18 protein-coding genes are annotated in these 17,034 nt (G+C 37.4%); 6 read left to right on the forward strand and 12 right to left on the reverse strand.

Annotated elements, in window-relative coordinates; translation table 11 throughout:
• Positions 1 to 85: 85 nt before the first annotated feature.
• Positions 86 to 601, forward strand: a complete 516-nt coding sequence (locus ACEYKX_RS02375) for a gluconokinase (protein ID WP_373766834.1) — start codon at positions 86 to 88, stop codon at positions 599 to 601.
• Here ACEYKX_RS02375 and gntR read toward each other — a convergent pair.
• Complete coding sequence (gene gntR, locus ACEYKX_RS02380; protein ID WP_373766833.1) at positions 598 to 1,599, reverse strand: gluconate operon transcriptional repressor GntR; 1,002 nt, start codon at positions 1,597 to 1,599, stop codon at positions 598 to 600. The genes ACEYKX_RS02375 and gntR overlap by 4 nt on opposite strands.
• A gap of 207 nt (positions 1,600 to 1,806) precedes the next feature.
• Here gntR and arsC point away from each other — a divergent pair, with 207 nt between their 5' ends.
• From arsC to accC, 4 genes are all read left to right on the forward strand, one after another.
• Complete coding sequence (arsC, locus tag ACEYKX_RS02385; RefSeq protein ID WP_373766832.1) at positions 1,807 to 2,148, forward strand: arsenate reductase (glutaredoxin); 342 nt, start codon at positions 1,807 to 1,809, stop codon at positions 2,146 to 2,148.
• A gap of 9 nt (positions 2,149 to 2,157) precedes the next feature.
• Complete coding sequence (aroQ, locus tag ACEYKX_RS02390) at positions 2,158 to 2,601, forward strand: type II 3-dehydroquinate dehydratase (protein WP_373766962.1); 444 nt, start codon at positions 2,158 to 2,160, stop codon at positions 2,599 to 2,601.
• Between the two features lie 196 nt (positions 2,602 to 2,797).
• Positions 2,798 to 3,274, forward strand: a complete 477-nt coding sequence (accB, locus tag ACEYKX_RS02395) for an acetyl-CoA carboxylase biotin carboxyl carrier protein (protein ID WP_373766831.1) — start codon at positions 2,798 to 2,800, stop codon at positions 3,272 to 3,274.
• A gap of 78 nt (positions 3,275 to 3,352) precedes the next feature.
• Entirely contained in the window at positions 3,353 to 4,696 is a 1,344-nt protein-coding gene (gene accC, locus ACEYKX_RS02400; RefSeq protein WP_373766830.1) for an acetyl-CoA carboxylase biotin carboxylase subunit, read from the forward strand.
• Positions 4,697 to 4,744: 48 nt separating this feature from the next.
• On the opposite strand, the gene wbaP is transcribed toward accC, so the two are convergent.
• The 11 genes from wbaP to ACEYKX_RS02455 all read right to left on the reverse strand — a co-directional run bounded on the left by wbaP (position 4,745) and on the right by ACEYKX_RS02455 (position 16,356).
• Positions 4,745 to 6,163 (reverse strand): undecaprenyl-phosphate galactose phosphotransferase WbaP, encoded by a 1,419-nt coding sequence (gene wbaP / locus ACEYKX_RS02405; protein ID WP_373766961.1) that lies wholly within the window; start codon positions 6,161 to 6,163, stop codon positions 4,745 to 4,747.
• A 5-nt stretch (positions 6,164 to 6,168) separates the two neighbouring features.
• A complete protein-coding gene (locus tag ACEYKX_RS02410) occupies positions 6,169 to 6,939 on the reverse strand; it encodes a DUF4422 domain-containing protein (protein WP_373766960.1) in 771 nt (256 codons plus the stop codon).
• Between the two features lie 3 nt (positions 6,940 to 6,942).
• Positions 6,943 to 7,863 (reverse strand): glycosyltransferase family 2 protein, encoded by a 921-nt coding sequence (locus tag ACEYKX_RS02415; RefSeq protein ID WP_373766829.1) that lies wholly within the window; start codon positions 7,861 to 7,863, stop codon positions 6,943 to 6,945.
• Positions 7,856 to 8,869, reverse strand: a complete 1,014-nt coding sequence (locus ACEYKX_RS02420; protein ID WP_373766828.1) for a YhcG family protein — start codon at positions 8,867 to 8,869, stop codon at positions 7,856 to 7,858. Before ACEYKX_RS02420 ends, ACEYKX_RS02415 begins: the two co-directional genes overlap by 8 nt.
• Positions 8,866 to 9,432 (reverse strand): GTP pyrophosphokinase, encoded by a 567-nt coding sequence (locus ACEYKX_RS02425; protein WP_373766827.1) that lies wholly within the window; start codon positions 9,430 to 9,432, stop codon positions 8,866 to 8,868. The genes ACEYKX_RS02420 and ACEYKX_RS02425 overlap by 4 nt, the downstream gene beginning before the upstream one ends.
• Positions 9,433 to 9,495: 63 nt before the next feature.
• A complete protein-coding gene (gene glf / locus ACEYKX_RS02430) occupies positions 9,496 to 10,647 on the reverse strand; it encodes a UDP-galactopyranose mutase (RefSeq protein WP_373766826.1) in 1,152 nt (383 codons plus the stop codon).
• A 17-nt stretch (positions 10,648 to 10,664) separates the two neighbouring features.
• Positions 10,665 to 11,783, reverse strand: coding sequence for an acyltransferase family protein (locus tag ACEYKX_RS02435; RefSeq protein ID WP_373766825.1), 1,119 nt, complete (start codon positions 11,781 to 11,783; stop codon positions 10,665 to 10,667).
• 7 nt (positions 11,784 to 11,790) lie between these two features.
• Positions 11,791 to 13,635, reverse strand: coding sequence for a DUF4422 domain-containing protein (locus ACEYKX_RS02440; RefSeq protein WP_373766824.1), 1,845 nt, complete (start codon positions 13,633 to 13,635; stop codon positions 11,791 to 11,793).
• 66 nt (positions 13,636 to 13,701) lie between these two features.
• Positions 13,702 to 14,439, reverse strand: coding sequence for an ABC transporter ATP-binding protein (locus ACEYKX_RS02445; protein ID WP_373766823.1), 738 nt, complete (start codon positions 14,437 to 14,439; stop codon positions 13,702 to 13,704).
• On the reverse strand, positions 14,436 to 15,230 hold the full coding sequence (locus ACEYKX_RS02450; RefSeq protein WP_373766822.1) for an ABC transporter permease: 795 nt from the start codon (positions 15,228 to 15,230) through the stop codon (positions 14,436 to 14,438). Before ACEYKX_RS02450 ends, ACEYKX_RS02445 begins: the two co-directional genes overlap by 4 nt.
• Before the next feature lies 1 nt (position 15,231).
• Positions 15,232 to 16,356 carry a hypothetical protein gene (locus tag ACEYKX_RS02455; RefSeq protein WP_373766821.1) on the reverse strand — a complete coding sequence of 375 codons (1,125 nt, stop codon included), beginning with the start codon at positions 16,354 to 16,356 and terminating at the stop codon, positions 15,232 to 15,234.
• 286 nt (positions 16,357 to 16,642) lie between these two features.
• Here ACEYKX_RS02455 and erpA point away from each other — a divergent pair, with 286 nt between their 5' ends.
• A complete protein-coding gene (gene erpA, locus ACEYKX_RS02460) occupies positions 16,643 to 16,984 on the forward strand; it encodes an iron-sulfur cluster insertion protein ErpA (protein WP_373766820.1) in 342 nt (113 codons plus the stop codon).
• Positions 16,985 to 17,034: the final 50 nt, after the last annotated feature.

Genomic DNA, 17,034 nt, shown 5'->3' on the forward strand with positions numbered 1-17,034 from the left:
ATATTTTGGATGAACAAATATCTAAATATGCTAAATTCCCAATATATTTTTTGTTATCGGTAACAATTTGTTATGGAGGATGATTATGTCAGAGGGTAAGGCATTTATTTTAATGGGCGTTTCCAGCACGGGCAAAACCTCAATCGGTACCGAAGTTGCCCGCCGTTTGGGAATGAAATTGATTGACGGCGATGATCTTCACCCACGCGCCAACATTATCAAAATGGGAAAAGGTGTTCCGCTGGATGATAACGATCGCGCACCATGGTTGGAAAGAATTAATGACGCGGCGTTTAGCCTAGAACAAAAAAGTGAAAAAGGGATTATCGTTTGCTCCGCGTTAAAGAAAATCTATCGGGATCGTATCCGCCTAGACAATCAAAACGTAACATTTATTTTTTTGAAAGGATCTTTCGAACTCGTTTTAGAACGCATGAAGCAACGCAAAGGGCATTACATGAAAGCGGATATGCTGAAAAGCCAGTTCGCCACGTTGGAAGAGCCTCAAGCTGATGAAAGCGATGTGATCTTTATCGACATTGACGCCCCGTTTGAAACCGTCGTAGCACGTTGTATTGACGCGGTCAAACCGTTGCTTTAAATACTTTCCCCGATATGAATTTGATAGCCTAAATTGATAATACTGCTTTGTTGCGGTATACCGTTTAGGCGATCCAACAGCTCTTGCGCCGCTACCCGACCGATTTCTATACGCGGTGTAATCACCGTAGCTAATTGTGGTGTCAACGATTGCCCGACGTCATGCCCGTGAAAACCGGCAATCGCCATGGCTTTCGGTACCTGAATGCCCAAACGCTGACATTCGAATAACGCCCCGATCGCCAAATCGTCATTGGTACAAAAAATGCCGTCAATATTCGGGTATTGCACCAAGGCTTGCCGTAATTGCTGTGCGCCAAGCGTAAATGAAGAGGGCTCATCGGTAATCAAACTGTGCGGTTCAAGCCGGTGTTTACACATGGCTTGTTCGTAGCCTTGCATTTTTAATTTGGTTCGCTTATCCATCCGAGCGGTGAAATACACAATATGTTGATGTCCGCGGCTGATCATCGTCTCCACCATCGATTGTGCCGCCGAAATATTGTCAAATCCGACCGCTTGTTGAATGCCGATTTCACTGCTGTCCATAATTTCAATCACGGGAATATTCGCCACCTCCAACATTTTTAACGTACGCTCGGAATGATGATTTTCCGACAAAATAATCCCGTCGACATGGTAAGAAAGCAATGATTCAATCCGCTGTTCTTCTTTCTCCTGACTGTAGCCGTAATGCGCCAACATGGTTTGGTAGCCGGCATTATCCGTCACCGACTCAATCCCTTTAATCACATCGGCAAATACTTGATTGGTTAAAGACGGCACCAACACGCCGATCGCACGGCTTTTGGCATTCGATAAAATATCCGGCGCACGGTTAGGAATATAGCCGAATTGCGTGATTGCCTCGGCAATGCGCAAACCGGTTTCGTAAGCCACCGATTGAGGATGACGCAAATAGCGGCTAATCGTCATTTTGGTGATTCCCAAATGATCCGCAATATCTTGAAGTGTCGGACGTTTATGTTTTAAGCTCATTCAGCCGCTCAAATAAGAAAAAGATGGCGTATTTTACTTGAATTTGCGCGATTTTTTCAATTTTACCGACAAATAACGCTCGACAAGAGGTCTGATTAATCGAAAAATTTACCGATTTCTCTCACGCGATTTCTACAATGGCTATTCGCAATTGCAGAAAAAATCATTATGATTGTACCATTGTGTTACTGAAATGAAGCAGGTGTCATGATGTCGTTAACCATCTACCATAACCCCAAATGCAGTAAATCCCGCGAAACCTTAGCCATTATTCGTGAAGCCGGGATCGAACCGACGATTGTCGAATACTTGAAGCAGCCGTTAAGCGTTGAGTTGATTACAAAACTGATTCACGAAAGCGGTTTAGCGGTGAGAGAAGCCGTCCGCACCGATGCCGAAGCCTATCAGCAGATTACCGCTGAAATGCCTGACGCTGAAATTATCGCATTGATCGCGCAGCATCCGAATCTGCTGAACCGCCCGTTTGTCAGCAGTGAAAAAGGCACCAAACTTTGCCGCCCGCCCGAATTAGTGAAAAGCTTACTTTAAGGAGATATGATGAAAAAAATCCTACTGTTAAACGGTCCGAACTTAAATATGCTCGGCAAACGCGAACCGCATATTTATGGTTCACAAACCTTGTCGGATATCGAACAACATTTAAAACGGCAAGCCGAAGCGCAGGGCTTTGCCTTTGATTATTTCCAAGCAAACGGCGAAGAGCCTCTGATTAACCGTATTCATCAAGGTTTTCAACAGGTTGATTTTATTATTATCAACCCCGGAGCGTTCACTCACACCAGTGTGGCGTTGCGCGATGCGTTGTTGTCGGTTGCAATTCCCTTCGTGGAAGTCCATTTATCGAACGTTCACGCCCGCGAACCCTTCCGCCACCATTCTTATTTAAGCGATGTCGCAAAAGGTGTGATTTGCGGATTAGGGGCAAAAGGTTATGACTACGCATTGGACTATGCTGTCACCTATTTAAATGCCGCAAAATAATTCCCGACGGCATTATCTAATGTCAGGGCTGGTAGGATAACTGCTACGATCAGTTATAAAAAAGTAACAATTTCGCCAATTTTGTAAGATTTTCTTCGCAAATTAGCTGAAATTCAGGTAATCTACGCACAGTTTTGCTCTGCGCCTTTCGGGTGCAGAGTTTCACATTTCTTACTAATACATAACGGATCTCACTATGGATATTCGCAAAATTAAAAAACTTATCGAACTCGTTGAAGAATCAGGCATCACCGAATTAGAGGTGTCTGAAGAAGAAGGTACGGTACGTATCAGCCGTGCCGCACCGGCGGCGGCACAACCTGCCTTACAATATGTTGCGGCACCGCAAGCGGCTCCGGCTCCGGTTGCAGCCCCTGCCCCGGTTGCTCAAGCGGCTCCGGCACCAACGGCAGCAGCGACCGGCGGCGCAGATATTTCAGGTCACGCGGTACTTTCACCGATGGTCGGTACGTTCTACCGTAGCCCAAGCCCTGAAGCCAAACCATTCGTTGAAGTAGGACAAACCGTTAAAGTCGGTGATTCCCTCTGTATCGTTGAAGCCATGAAAATGATGAACCGCATCGAATCGGACAAAGCCGGTGTGGTCAAAGCGATTTTGGTCAACGACGGCGAAGCGGTAGAATTCGACCAAAAACTGTTCATCATCGAATAATTCTTTTCTTGCAAGCGGTCGATTATTTGCAAATTTTTGCAAAAAACGTACCGCTTGATCACTTAAGGGCAAACACTCATGTTAGAAAAAGTTGTTATTGCAAACCGTGGTGAAATTGCTTTACGTATTTTACGCGCGTGTAAAGAGCTCGGCATTAAAACCGTGGCCGTCCATTCTACTGCCGACCGTGAATTAAAACACGTTCTCCTTGCCGATGAAACCATTTGTATCGGACCGGCACCGTCAACCAAAAGTTATTTAAACATCCCGGCAATTATTGCCGCCGCCGAAGTAACCGGCGCAGAAGCCATCCATCCGGGATACGGTTTCTTATCCGAAAATGCCAATTTTGCCGAACAAGTGGAAATGTCAGGGTTCACGTTTATCGGACCGACCGCCGATGTTATCCGTTTAATGGGCGATAAAGTGTCTGCCATCAACGCCATGAAAAAAGCCGGCGTACCTTGCGTACCGGGTTCCGACGGTCCTGTCGGCAACGATGCGGCAAAAAATAAAGAAATTGCCAAACGTATCGGCTATCCGGTGATCATCAAAGCATCCGGCGGCGGTGGCGGTCGCGGTATGCGTGTCGTACACCGTGAAGAAGATTTGGAAGAATCCATCGCCATGACAAAAGCGGAAGCGAAAGCTGCGTTTAATAATGATATGGTATATATGGAAAAATACCTTGAAAATCCGCGCCATATCGAAATTCAAGTGCTTGCCGACACACACGGCAATGCGGTTTACCTTGCGGAACGTGACTGCTCCATGCAACGTCGCCACCAAAAAGTGGTGGAAGAAGCGCCGGCACCGGGTATTACCGATGAGCTTCGTAAATTTATCGGTGAACGCTGTGCGAATGCTTGTATCGAAATCGGTTATCGTGGTGCGGGTACGTTCGAATTCTTATATGAAAACGGCGAATTCTATTTCATTGAAATGAACACGCGTTTACAAGTAGAACACCCCGTCACCGAAATGATTACCGGCGTAGACTTGGTGAAAGAGCAACTCCGTGTTGCCGCCGGTTTACCGATTTCGATTAAACAAGAAGACATCAAGGTGCGCGGTCATGCGATTGAATGCCGTATTAATGCGGAAGATCCGAACACCTTCCTACCGTCACCGGGCAAAATTACCCGTTTGCACGTACCGGGCGGCTTGGGGGTACGTTGGGATTCGCATATTTATGCGGGTTATTCCGTACCGCCGCATTACGATTCCATGATTGGGAAATTAATCACCTATGCGGAAAGCCGTGAAATTGCAATTCGCCGTATGGAAAATGCATTGTCGGAAACCATCATCGAAGGGATCAAAACGAATATTCCGTTGCATAAACAGATTTTGGCTGATGCCAACTTCCGTAAAGGCGGAACCAATATTCACTACCTTGAGAAGAAATTGGGTCTTAAATAATGAAAAATGCCTGTGAATCATCACAGGCATTTTCACTTGTACACACTCCTAATAAGCGCCTTCTCTTTTTACAACCACGTTGACGGTTTTAAAGAGAATGGCAATATCATTCCAAAGCGACCAATTTTTCACATACCACGCATCAAAATAAACCCGAGTATCGTAGTCGACATCGTTACGTCCGCTCACCTGCCACAAGCCGGTCATGCCCGGTTTCGCCATCAAATAATAATCCACATCATCTTTATAATAAGACAATTCGTCGGCAATAATCGGTCTTGGCCCGACCAAGCTCATTTGTCCGACCAAAACATTAAACAATTGAGGTAATTCATCAATACTCGTTCGACGTAAAAACTGACCAAGCGGTGTGATCCTCGGATCATTTTTCAATTTAAAATCTTTTTCCCACTCCGTCTTTGCTTTCGCATCGCGCTCTAACAATTCATCCAATACTTCTTGAGAGTTCAGTACCATTGAACGGAATTTTAAACAACTAAACGGCTTACCGTTTTGCCCGATTCGCTTATGCCCGAATACGGCGCTTCCGCCATCCCGCTTAATCAGAAAGTAGCATGTCAATAATAACGGAGACAATAAAATAATCAGCAGACTGGCACCGACAATATCCATTGTTCGTTTGATGATGCGGGAAGAACGTTTTGCCAAGTTATTATTCACACGAAGCAACATCACTTCATAACTGAAGATAAACGACATATCTGTACTGTACAACGGCAATCCCCGTAGCGTCGGAATAACGGATACGGAACGATAGTGTTTTTTAGAAAAATAACGAAGCCATTGGTCGCGTTGTTCAATTTCATCTTCTTCAAGGGCAATAATAAATTGATCGGATGATTTCGTGACTAACCGCCAAATACCCTGACGGGTTTCATTAATGATTGGAATGCCTAAACCGTCTAATTCATCGATCTTATCTACAGCAATAAAATATTTTACTTTAAGCCCGAGATAGGGTTCGCTGATCAACGCTTTATAGGCATCTACCGCATTTTTACCACCGCCGATAATCACTGTATTCTTTAAATATAGACCGCTTTTGATCAATAATTTTTTAATCAGAACTCTACTGAGCGGCACGATAACAAGGGTTAAACTCCAACTTAATAACCACAAATAGCGGGAAAAATAGAGTTTGGAAAAGGCGATACTGGCTAATTCAATAATCGCCAATATGATTAAGGTACGAACAACTTCTTTTAATTCAAACCAAAACGGTTTTCGGTAAGTATAATGACGAAGGTTAATCCAAAACCAAATAACACAACCACAGGCTAGTCCTAAATGAATCAGTATCGCTTCTCGAAACTGCTCGGAAGGTAAAAAACGCTCTAAATCATTTGTAAAAAGGTTCAGTAAATAGATGCTTAAAAAATAGGAAAGCAGTAACGAAACAAAATCCGTTACCGCCAACACACCTTTACAAATTACCGATTTATCCATCATGCTCATTTTTTCTTTAAATATTTCCGTTTCAACAAACCAATTGCTTTTTTCAATATATGTTCGCCTTCTAATGAAACTACTCTACGCTCTTTCAGTTTTAATTGATTTTTTACCAACCAAACATTAAAAAGACGTTCTGCGATAAAACCAAAAACCCGCTTTTGATAATTATCGTAATCCGTAATATCAATCTGCTTTTCCAGCTTAAACAAAATATCAAACAACCATTGGCAATATTTCTCGACATCTTGTCTTTTTAAAACAAACATATTAAAAAGATGCAGTGTTTTACCCGACATGACTTGCTCAAATGGCTGAATGTAATCAACATAATCGTTACGAATAATCTCTTTTACCAAGTCTAAATCTTTAGCGTAATGTGCATTTTTATAATGCTGGTAAACACTTTCAATATAATAATTTCGTTTCTTTGCAACGATACCGTCATAATTAACAAAATCGGACAATAATTCTGTTTTCGATGCAATTCGCTTATTCAGCAAGCTCAGCTGCTTTCCTGAAAAATAACGACGATAATGTACTAATCCGACATAATCCGCCTCATCAAAAAAATGATTCTTCCACGCCCAATATAATGCTGTCAGCTCACAGAATGAATTATTTCTAATTGAAATATTTTCACCGGAATTATCCGACAAAATATTCAGTTCTAAAGAACTATTCGATTTTCCGACATGAATCGGAATATAGTAATCCGCAGCTGGAAAAATATATTTTTTATGCGTTGCGATGAGAATTTTCATGAGCAAAATCGATTATAAATACTCTTGATGGTGAGAAAAATCACCTTTAAAACCATGCCACATTGCCCGCCAAGTAAAGAGCAAACGCGAAAGACTTGGCTGAGTAAACATAAAAAACCAAGTCGTTTTTCCCCAAAATGCCAGCACATGAGCCAAACCGTTGTGACGTTTAAACGTTGCAATGGAATTACGACAAAAACAGTATAATTTTAGTTCTGAATTAGCATTATTAAATCGTAACTTATTAAAAAACATGGGGGTAGAAGCCGAACTGTCAGACGGGTGATAAAAAATCGCATCAATAACAGTGAGAATTTTTGCCTTAAACTTACTTGCGCGAAGCGTATACTCTTTTTCATCTCCCCAAATAAAATAGTCTTTAAGCAATAATCCCATTTTTTTTACCAAGTCATTGGCAATTAACGTTCCATTAAAAGGTAATACGACACCATTGATGATATTACTCTGCCTTAACTCTTTCGGAATCTCCGTATAAAAATCAAAGACGTTAATTGTATTCGGCACACGTAATGCAAAGCTCAATTTATTCGTGACCTTAGGATCAAGCACCATTGGTCCGATGTAGCAATTGTTTGAACAATAAGGGATCAATTTTTCTAAGCAGCTCTCTGAAGGATAGCCGTCATCATCCATCAACCAAATGTAGTCAAAGTTCTGTTGATTGGCAAACTCAATCCCCGCATAAAATCCACCTGCTCCGCCTTGATTATTTGGTAGAGTAATTAAGGTAAATTGATCGTTATCTTGCCATCCGTTTTCACGCAGATACTCTACCGTTCCATCTTGGCTTGCATTGTTAATGACAACAATGTGATCCAACGGATAGGTTTGCTTTTGTAACGCATTTAAGCAATTTAAGAGTAATTCTTTGCGGTTATAAGTAACCACAACAGCACAAATGGATTTATTCATATTCAATTAAATTATTCTCAAAACGCATTTTGGCTTCTATTAAAGCATTATGTAATTTTTGTTCTAGTTCTGCTTTTGGTGGTAATTCTGTCCAATATTCAGCTACCATAATTCCATCTTTATGCATTTTTAGTAATTCTACTTGTTCTTTACTATTTTCTGCACAAAGAATTAAACCGATTGGAGCTTCCTCAAATTCTTGACGTTCATATTTATTAAGCCAATTTAAATAAAGTTCCATTTGCCCCTTATCTTGAGCTTTAAATTTGCCTAGTTTTAATTCAACAGCAACTAAACGGCGAAGTTTTCGATGAAAGAAAAGTAGATCTAAATAGAAATCCTCACCGTCAATGATCATTCGTTTCTGACGCTCAACAAAAGAAAATCCCTTACCCATTTCAAGGATAAACATCTCTAATTCTCTTAAAACAGCAAATTCAAGATCTTTTTCTAAATAGTCATTTTTTAATCCTAAGAAATCAAAAATATAGGGATCTTTAAATGTATTTATTGGCAATAATTCCGATTTGTTAACTTGTATATTTGCTATTTTTACACGTTCAAAAGTTTTTGTTTCAATCTGCTTACGAAGTTCTCTTACACTTAAATGCTCACTTTCAATAAGTTGAGCATAAAATAAACGAGCATCATCACTTTTAAGGGGAAGTAGCACAAGAATATGAGACCAAGTCAATTGTCGTGACAGTGAAACGACAATTTCAGAAGAAGGATATACTTGAGCAAATTGTATCATTCTCCTTAGATTTTTTTCTTCAAAATTACGTCCAAAGCGTGCTACCAATTGTATCGATACCGTCGATATAATCTGTTTTCCATACTCAGCCCGATCATTGTTTAGAATTTCGTCATTAATTCGCTTACCTACTTGCCAAAAAAGGAAAGTCAGAGAACTATTTGCATATGAAACCACTTTATTTTGAGCTTGCTCAATCAGAATAGAAAGCTCTTTAATCAAAGATATATCGACCTTCAGTAAATCTTTCATAAATTATTCACAAAATCTCGTTTATATTTCATATGGCTTTGAATATTTTTTTCTGCATCTTTTTTATCCCAAATCTGTAATTCCCAAGGATAATAAAAATTGCTGGCATTTTTAAAATAAACGTGAATACCGATATATTCATCTTTATCCCTCAAATACCAATTTTTCAACCCATATTTCTTTTGCCAAGTATCCAAAGATTCCATCACTCTTGCGATATCTTCACTGGAAACAATAATTCTCGCACCAAAAATATCATTTAAAATACTATTAACAGGATAGCCTTCGCTACGTTGTTTAAACCGTTCAATTTTAGCAAGAATAGATTCTGATGTTTTCACCCGATAAAAATAAGGCACATCATAAAGATCTGCACGATACAAATAATCATTAATTGATTCGTGTAAATTCAAACGATATGCCAAAATATGCTCAGTAGGCACTTTTGCCAAAGTATGCTTTAAATTAACCTTTTCAAGTTTACCTGTTTCAAAATAATCCTGTGAAAAAGCAAGATGAAGTTTATTGATTTCAGTAATTAAACGTTCAATTTTTTCTAACATATTCTTACCATAGTCAAACCGCTTGTAATCGAAATTAACAAGCGGTGAAATTTTCAGAATTTTTTACACATCCATATTAACGTAAAACGGCTTTAACATCTTACCGCTTGCAAGAGCTTCCTTAATATCGTCCGCAGCCTCCAACGCTTCTTTAATCGTTACGTCCATATCCAAATAACGATAAGTGCCTAAACGTCCAACGAAAGTGACTTGTGTTTCCTTATTCGCTTTTTCGACATATTGCTGCAACAACGCTTTGTCTTTTACTAAGCGAATCGGATAATACGGAATATCTTTTTCTTCGCATAAACGGCTAAATTCACGGTAGCAAATCGTCTTTTCATGATTTTCCCACGGTGCAAAATGTTTATGTTCGGAAATACGGGTGAATGGCACATTTTCATCGCCATAGTTGATTACCGCATTACCTTGATAATCCCCTTCCCCGCGGAAAGCTTCAAAGTCTAACGTGCGGTAACCAAGACGACCTAATTCAAAACCAAAGTAAGCATCTAACGGACCAGACCAGAAAATATGGTCAAATTCCGCTTTCATTGATTCTGCAAATGGCGTATTTAAACGCACTTCAATATTATCGTGTTTTAAAATATTTTCTACGATAACCGTATAACCGTCTTTCGGCATACCTTGGAATTTATGGGCAAAGTAGTTATCGTCATAATTAAAACGTACTGGCAAACGTTTTAAAATACTTGCAGGCAGCTCTTTAGGCTCAACCCCCCATTGCTTTTTGGTATAACCATAGAAAAACGCTTTATATAAATCCTTACCGACAAAACGCATCGCTTGTTCTTCAAAGGTCTGCGGATCGGTAATTGACATATCCGCTTGACTTTCAATCAATGCTTTAGCTTCTGTTGGTGAACAAGTTTTACCAAAGAATTGATTGATGGTGTGCAAGTTAATCGGCAAAGAGTACACCGCGCCTTGGCTAATGGTTTTCACACGATTCACAAACGGCATCCATTCGCCAAACTGGTTAATATAATTCCACACACGTTCGTTATCGGTATGGAAAATATGCGGTCCATAAATATGTACCATAACATTTGTTTCTGCATCACGCTCAGAGTGACAGTTACCTGCCACATGATTACGTTGATCGATAACAATGACTTTGTAACCTTGCTCTGCCAATTCACGGGCAATTACAGCGTTTGAAAAGCCCGCACCGACTAAAAGAAATTTTTTCATTATACAAATCCCTATATTCATTCTGATTTAAAATATTTTACTCTTAATTCCATAAATGGTTTTTCTATTGAATGGTATGAAAGCATTGAAAATAAAATAATAAAAGGAATTTTTATTAATGTATATATAATGCTTTGTGTTAAGGTCACAGGCTCCCCAATATCCCATAGATTATTTACCACATAACCAATAGGCAAATGAAACAAATATATTGAAAAACTTAAGCCACCCAAATATGAAAATAACTTATCCAAACTATTAGAAAATGGAAATATAATATTCATCTTTAGATAAGATATAATTACCCCCCCCCAACAAACTGCCTCTATCGGGAATGATAGAACGGATGTTACAATAGGGCTATGCAATTTATTTTCTAATATAAAAAATAAAGTTAAAATACTCAAACTAGAGAAAAATATCAATAAAGAAATTGAGTTGGATAATTTATCAAAACTACCGTTAATATAAAAGAAAGCCAAAACAATCCCTATTAAAAATTGATCTAATCTACCTATAATAGAATGATATAAGTTATAGTAAACATTATAGTCATTTAATAATGCAATACCTAACCTTATAGTTAAAACAAACAGAATTAACGATCCAAAATATTTATAACCATATTTAGATAAAAATATCATCAATATAGGAAACAGCAGATAAAATTGGAATTCAACTGCAATCGTCCAAATAGGACCTGAAGGAAATATACTATGCCCCCATCCTGTCATTGGATTACCAGTATTTAGTTGCAATGTAAATATTCTAAATATATCTAGTGGTGTTGAATTTGCTCTATCTAAAGTAATAATAATAAATACTAAGATAACCATCAAAGGAAATATTCTCAATATTCTGTTATAGATAAATTTATGATAAATAATCTTTTTTGTACCTCCATTAGCAATAAGAGTAAATAAAAAAGCACTTAATACTAAGAAGAGGCTTACACCACTAGCCCCCTCAATGAGCCATAATTGCAGACTTTTCTTTACCAAAGATAAACCATCAAACGTATCTATGTGTAAGGTATTTATAGCCTGCCCTCTAAAATGATGAAAACAAACCAATAAACAAGCAAAAAAACGTAGATGATCTAATCGACTAAGATAATTAAAATTTAGTGATCTCATTTATTCCTCAGAAAAACTTTTTAAAAATCAATTTAGCTATCTTATGTATAGGCTTAGCAAATTTCTTACTAAGAGTGAAAGATTTCGTCACATCTTTAAAGGAAATAAAAATTTCAACTTTGTCACCCTTAAGATCATAAGTAATAAAATCAGAAACAGCTATATTTCTAATCTGCTCTTTCCATCCGTCATCTAATAATCCCTGATAATACATATACAAAGATTTTAACAAATGTCGACTAACTGGTTGCCAAGGTTTTTCTCTATCTGAATAGTGGATTATTCCTGGATTTAATGCAGCTTCATTTAATTCACTATCTGAATATGCATACTCTAATTCATTTTGTTTATAGAATCTAGATTGAACATTCCAGCGACAGTGCAATCTTTTGATTTTATTAACAAATGCAATATTCAATATATCTTGATCTTGCAAAGTAATAAGATCATAATATCTGTATAATGTTTCTGCATATAAATGCTCCAAATTAATTCCTCTCATTTTTTCTATATTCATCACACATATACCAGCATTAATATAATTATGTGACAAAGGAAGTCCTAATCTTCTAATTTGTAAAATTCCACCTTCATCTGGTGAACCAGCCAAATAATTATCTTCAAAATCTATATTCCATAACTTAACAATATTATCAACTACAACTAAATCAGAATCTAGGTAAATAACTTTTGATACATTTTCCGGTAAGATCTTGTGTAATGCTAATCTGTAATAAGTAGCTATGGATATATGCTCCCTATTTAAAGGATAAAATGAGAAGTCTTTAGCTTTTACGGACAAGAACTCCACATTTATATATATATTTTCATAATTTTTCAGCAAAGCTTTATTTATTTCTGAGAAATCTTTATCACATACAATAAAAAACTTAAATTTTTGTTCTTTATTTGCATTATATAAAATTGACTTTATTGCTCCAGCACAATGAATGGCATAATTATTATCAATTGCAAACACAATATTAATTGTGTCAATTGATATAAGATTTTGGGATGTTTCTCTATTTGCTAAAATATTTTTTTCAATATCTTCTTTAGAGAATTTTTTATCATTAAAAATCCCGAAAACCATTCCCAAAGATGTGTATCTTAAATTTTCATCTTTAGAACGCACATACTCTAAGTAACAATTTGACAATCGCTCAGCAATAAATCCCCAAATTCTTTTTTGATATGGATCATAGCTACTAATATCAATTAACTTTTCTGCTTCAAATAAAATATCAAATATCCAATTACAATAGTTATGAAAATACTCTTTCTTCATAATTAGCATATTTGCAAAAAAGCACTCCTTACTATATAAGGATTTCAGTGCATAAGGATAAATATCTGGAGTCTTTTCTTTGATCAAATTTATTACTATATCAAGATCTTCAGAAAAATGCTCTTTAGCATAAAAATCATAATTTGTCATTACATAATTTGGTAGACCTACAGGATGAATATTCCAAATAGGAGAGCTTATAATATCAAACTTCTCACAAACGGAGCGAATTTTATTATCATCCCAACCAAACTCTTTAACAGTATCCAAATCAAAACCATTAAATATATTATAGCCACCACCCAAACTATTAAAATTTAAAAATCTACGATAATGGAACAAACCATAATAATCAGCATCAATATTTTTCCACATCCAATAAATAACTGTCAGTTCACACCATGAGGTATTTTTTCTTGATATATTTTCTCCAGTATCATCACCAATAATACCCAAATCAATTTTTGAATTAGCTTTTCCTGCATGAATTGGGATAATGCATTCGGATCTATAAGTTGGTACATTTTTATGATGACAGGTATAAATCTTAATATTTTTTGACATAAAATATTCCTAATGTTTCATTAAAGTAAAATGATATTATTTAATATAAAAATTTATATTATTAAACTATTTATTCATATATAGTGGAACAACATCTGCTATCCCACCTTTTGCTCTAACTATACCTTTGTCAATCCAAACCGCATGTTGACAAAGTTCCTTCACTTGATTGATTGAATGGGAAACAAACAATAACGTTGCCCCTTCCGCAATCATTTTTTCCATCTTACGTTGCGATTTGGCTTGGAAGGCGGCATCACCAACAGATAACGCCTCATCCACAATTAAAATATCCGGCTTAACAATCGTCGCAATTGAAAATCCCAAACGGGCAGACATCCCTGATGAAAAGTTTTTAACCGGCACATCCACAAAATCATGTAATTCTGCAAAATCAATGATTTCATCAAAGTGCTTTTCCATAAACGCTTTTTTATGCCCGAGAAGCGCACCGTTAAGAAAAATATTTTCCCTTGCCGTCAATTGCCCATCAAGCCCCGCACCGAGTTCAATAAGAGGAGCTATACTACCGGCAACTTCAACCGTCCCTTTATAGGGTTTTAATATGCCGCAAATGAGCTTCAATAGCGTGGATTTCCCTGATCCGTTCGTACCGATTAATGCCCAAGACTCACCGCGTTTAACCTCAAGATTGACATCTTTTAATGCTAAAAACTCTTGAAACATCAGTTCGCCTTTCAGCATTTTAATCACGTATTCTTTCAAGCCGTTATGATTTTCGGTTGCTTTATTAAAACGAACCGTCGCATTGATGACTTCGATAATATTTTCAGGATTTCTCATATATATAAAATAAATTCATCTTGTTTTTTATTAAAATACCAAGAGCCGATAAACAGAACTAAAAAGGCTAACCCAAATCCCATCAATGTAGAAGAGATATCCGGTAATCTCGCATATAAGACAATATCTCTGAATTGCTCAAGATACCAATACATTGGATTCAACCCTTTATATAAAGACTGATATTCTTCCGGAATAATATTTACGGGATAGAAAATAGGTGTTAGATATAACCACATGGAGACAAATACGCCCCACAAATATTGGATATCCCTAAAAAATACGGCCGCCGCAGAAAGAAACATCCCTAAACCCAGGCTAAAAATAAAAACCTGTAACAGTACAAACGGAACCAATAATAAATTCCACGAAAAATCCGCTTGAGTAATAACCATTACAATTAATAATGCACCAAGTGAAAATAACGTATTAACCAATGAACTACCGACTTTAGAAACGGTAAAAATATATTTCGGAACGTAGGTTTTTTTAATAAGATTGGCATTTCCTATAATTGAACCGACAGACATATTCGTTGCTTCCGTCATTAATCCGAACATAATCTGACCTGAAATAATATATAACGGATAATTTGGAATATCAAAACGCCCGAACAAATTAGAAAATACCGTAACCAAAACCATCATCATCACTAACGGGTTGAGAATGCTCCATAAATACCCAAGATAGCTTCTTCGGTATTTTAATTTAATATCTCTAACAATCAGTTGTTTTAACAATTCGTCAAAGGCATAAAATCGGTTTAATTTTCCAATAAATTTACTAATCATTTTATCTACAAGTTCTTGGTCGTGGTTTGTTAAGTCTTATTGCATCATGCACATCATAAAAGAGATGTTCATATAAATAATCATGTTGTTCTTTTCTAGCCGGTAATATATTCGGAATATGCTCTTTTAATTTTTTATACACAATATTTTGTGCAGCGACAAAGTTAATATGATGATCAGGATAATCACGCACATATTTCGGCGCACAGATCGGATTTTCTACGGATTCCGCAATATCCGACAAACAATTGATGACCGGCATTGCTGAAGATAAAGACAAAGCAAAATCCCAAAGCATTTTGGCTCTCATTTTACTTGATAATTGAGGTGTCTCACCCAAATGCCGAATCCAATAAGTTGATTCTAAGTGAACTGCCGGAGCTGTAAATATTGCATAGACATGTTTGAAGCCTAATTCCCGCATTAAATAGTGTCTAAAAGCTAAAATGCCGCAAGCCATTTCATGAAGAAAATCCGTGGTTTTATAAAACCCCGTCGCTCCCATTTTAAACGCCAAATTAAAATCTATATCCACCGAACCAAAGTGTAATAAAATTATGCTATCTCTTGAAAGACTATTTAATATTTTCAAATAAGGGGAAATATTCTTGTCCACCTTTCTGAGCCCTCTTGCAGACCAGCTAGACGCCCAAAGCGGAATATAATTCTGATTATCGCCAAAAATATAATCAAAAATTTCTGTAGAAGAAGAGCCGAATGCAACAACCTTTGTTTTCCAACTATATTTAGGAACCGCATTTTCTTTTACAGGAATATCCGCTTCAGCCAATAAATCAAACGCTGACTTCAATCCCTCTTTCTCGCAACGTTCAAATTCAATAATGTTGAACAATCCGTCAATATCTGTAATACAAAATGATGTTAATCCTTCATTTGAACAAAATAATCTAACCCGATTTTCTACTTTATGTGCAATAAACGAAGAATCATAAAGAAAAAGCGCTTCATTGCTATATTCACTATTCATTATCATGCCGTTACAATGCCGTGCATAACTATTGGTCAACACATTCTGTAATGATACGGTGTTATTGCCGATATTACCTTTTACGATTTTATATAAATGGCATCCGAAAAATACCTGCTTTCCAATCAAATAATCCATATCTCACCCCATGTAACGTTACTGTTTATCCCTGTAGCTTCGTGGAAAAATTTTCCAAGGAGTTATACCGAATTGTGTAATATCCAAAGTGCATCGCATTGTGTCTGCATAGTTTTCTCACCTTACAGCCGAACAACGTCTCATCATCTTAGCCGAAGGATTATACCGACATATGAGGCGCTTTTCTATCACAAACTCCCACTCCCGCCGACTTTTCCCCATTGCCCTCCCCATTGAATTGTTAGATAATACGCCACTTTCGAGAAATTTTGATGTAGGACAAAAAATGAGTGACATAAACGTTCCTCTTATCTTTACCGATGCGGCTGCGCGTAAGGTAAAGAGTTTAATTGAAGGGGAAGAAAATCCGAATCTTCGCTTGCGGGTCTACATTACGGGCGGTGGCTGTAGCGGGTTTCAGTATGGCTTTACCTTTGATGATCAAATCAATGACGGGGATTTAACCATTGAGAACCAAAACGTCGGTTTGGTCGTCGATCCAATGAGCTTGCAATACTTGATTGGTGGCACCGTCGATTATGTAGAAGGGTTGGAAGGCTCACGCTTTGTGGTGCAAAACCCAAATGCGAGTTCGACCTGCGGCTGTGGTTCTTCTTTCAGCATTTGAAAATTTTTCCTAAAAAAAGACCGCTTGTATTGGTTTACAAGCGGTCTTTT

This window comes from Glaesserella sp., from assembly GCF_041817755.1.
GTDB lineage: Bacteria > Pseudomonadota > Gammaproteobacteria > Enterobacterales > Pasteurellaceae > Glaesserella.

Excerpts from the sequence above, each read along its gene's own strand:
- ACEYKX_RS02415 (WP_373766829.1), bottom strand. The coding sequence starts at position 7,863 with ATGAATAAATCCATTTGTGCTGTTGTGGTTACTTATAACCGCAAAGAA.
- ACEYKX_RS02450 (WP_373766822.1), bottom strand. The coding sequence starts at position 15,230 with ATGATTAGTAAATTTATTGGAAAATTAAACCGATTTTATGCCTTTGAC.
- ACEYKX_RS02440 (WP_373766824.1), bottom strand. The coding sequence starts at position 13,635 with ATGTCAAAAAATATTAAGATTTATACCTGTCATCATAAAAATGTACCA.
- aroQ (WP_373766962.1), top strand. The coding sequence starts at position 2,158 with ATGAAAAAAATCCTACTGTTAAACGGTCCGAACTTAAATATGCTCGGC.
- erpA (WP_373766820.1), top strand. The coding sequence starts at position 16,643 with ATGAGTGACATAAACGTTCCTCTTATCTTTACCGATGCGGCTGCGCGT.
- ACEYKX_RS02455 (WP_373766821.1), bottom strand. The coding sequence starts at position 16,356 with ATGGATTATTTGATTGGAAAGCAGGTATTTTTCGGATGCCATTTATAT.
- glf (WP_373766826.1), bottom strand. The coding sequence starts at position 10,647 with ATGAAAAAATTTCTTTTAGTCGGTGCGGGCTTTTCAAACGCTGTAATT.
- wbaP (WP_373766961.1), bottom strand. The coding sequence starts at position 6,163 with ATGGATAAATCGGTAATTTGTAAAGGTGTGTTGGCGGTAACGGATTTT.
- accC (WP_373766830.1), top strand. The coding sequence starts at position 3,353 with ATGTTAGAAAAAGTTGTTATTGCAAACCGTGGTGAAATTGCTTTACGT.
- ACEYKX_RS02425 (WP_373766827.1), bottom strand. The coding sequence starts at position 9,432 with ATGTTAGAAAAAATTGAACGTTTAATTACTGAAATCAATAAACTTCAT.
- accB (WP_373766831.1), top strand. The coding sequence starts at position 2,798 with ATGGATATTCGCAAAATTAAAAAACTTATCGAACTCGTTGAAGAATCA.
- ACEYKX_RS02445 (WP_373766823.1), bottom strand. The coding sequence starts at position 14,439 with ATGAGAAATCCTGAAAATATTATCGAAGTCATCAATGCGACGGTTCGT.
- ACEYKX_RS02420 (WP_373766828.1), bottom strand. The coding sequence starts at position 8,869 with ATGAAAGATTTACTGAAGGTCGATATATCTTTGATTAAAGAGCTTTCT.
- ACEYKX_RS02375 (WP_373766834.1), top strand. The coding sequence starts at position 86 with ATGTCAGAGGGTAAGGCATTTATTTTAATGGGCGTTTCCAGCACGGGC.
- ACEYKX_RS02435 (WP_373766825.1), bottom strand. The coding sequence starts at position 11,783 with ATGAGATCACTAAATTTTAATTATCTTAGTCGATTAGATCATCTACGT.
- arsC (WP_373766832.1), top strand. The coding sequence starts at position 1,807 with ATGATGTCGTTAACCATCTACCATAACCCCAAATGCAGTAAATCCCGC.
- gntR (WP_373766833.1), bottom strand. The coding sequence starts at position 1,599 with ATGAGCTTAAAACATAAACGTCCGACACTTCAAGATATTGCGGATCAT.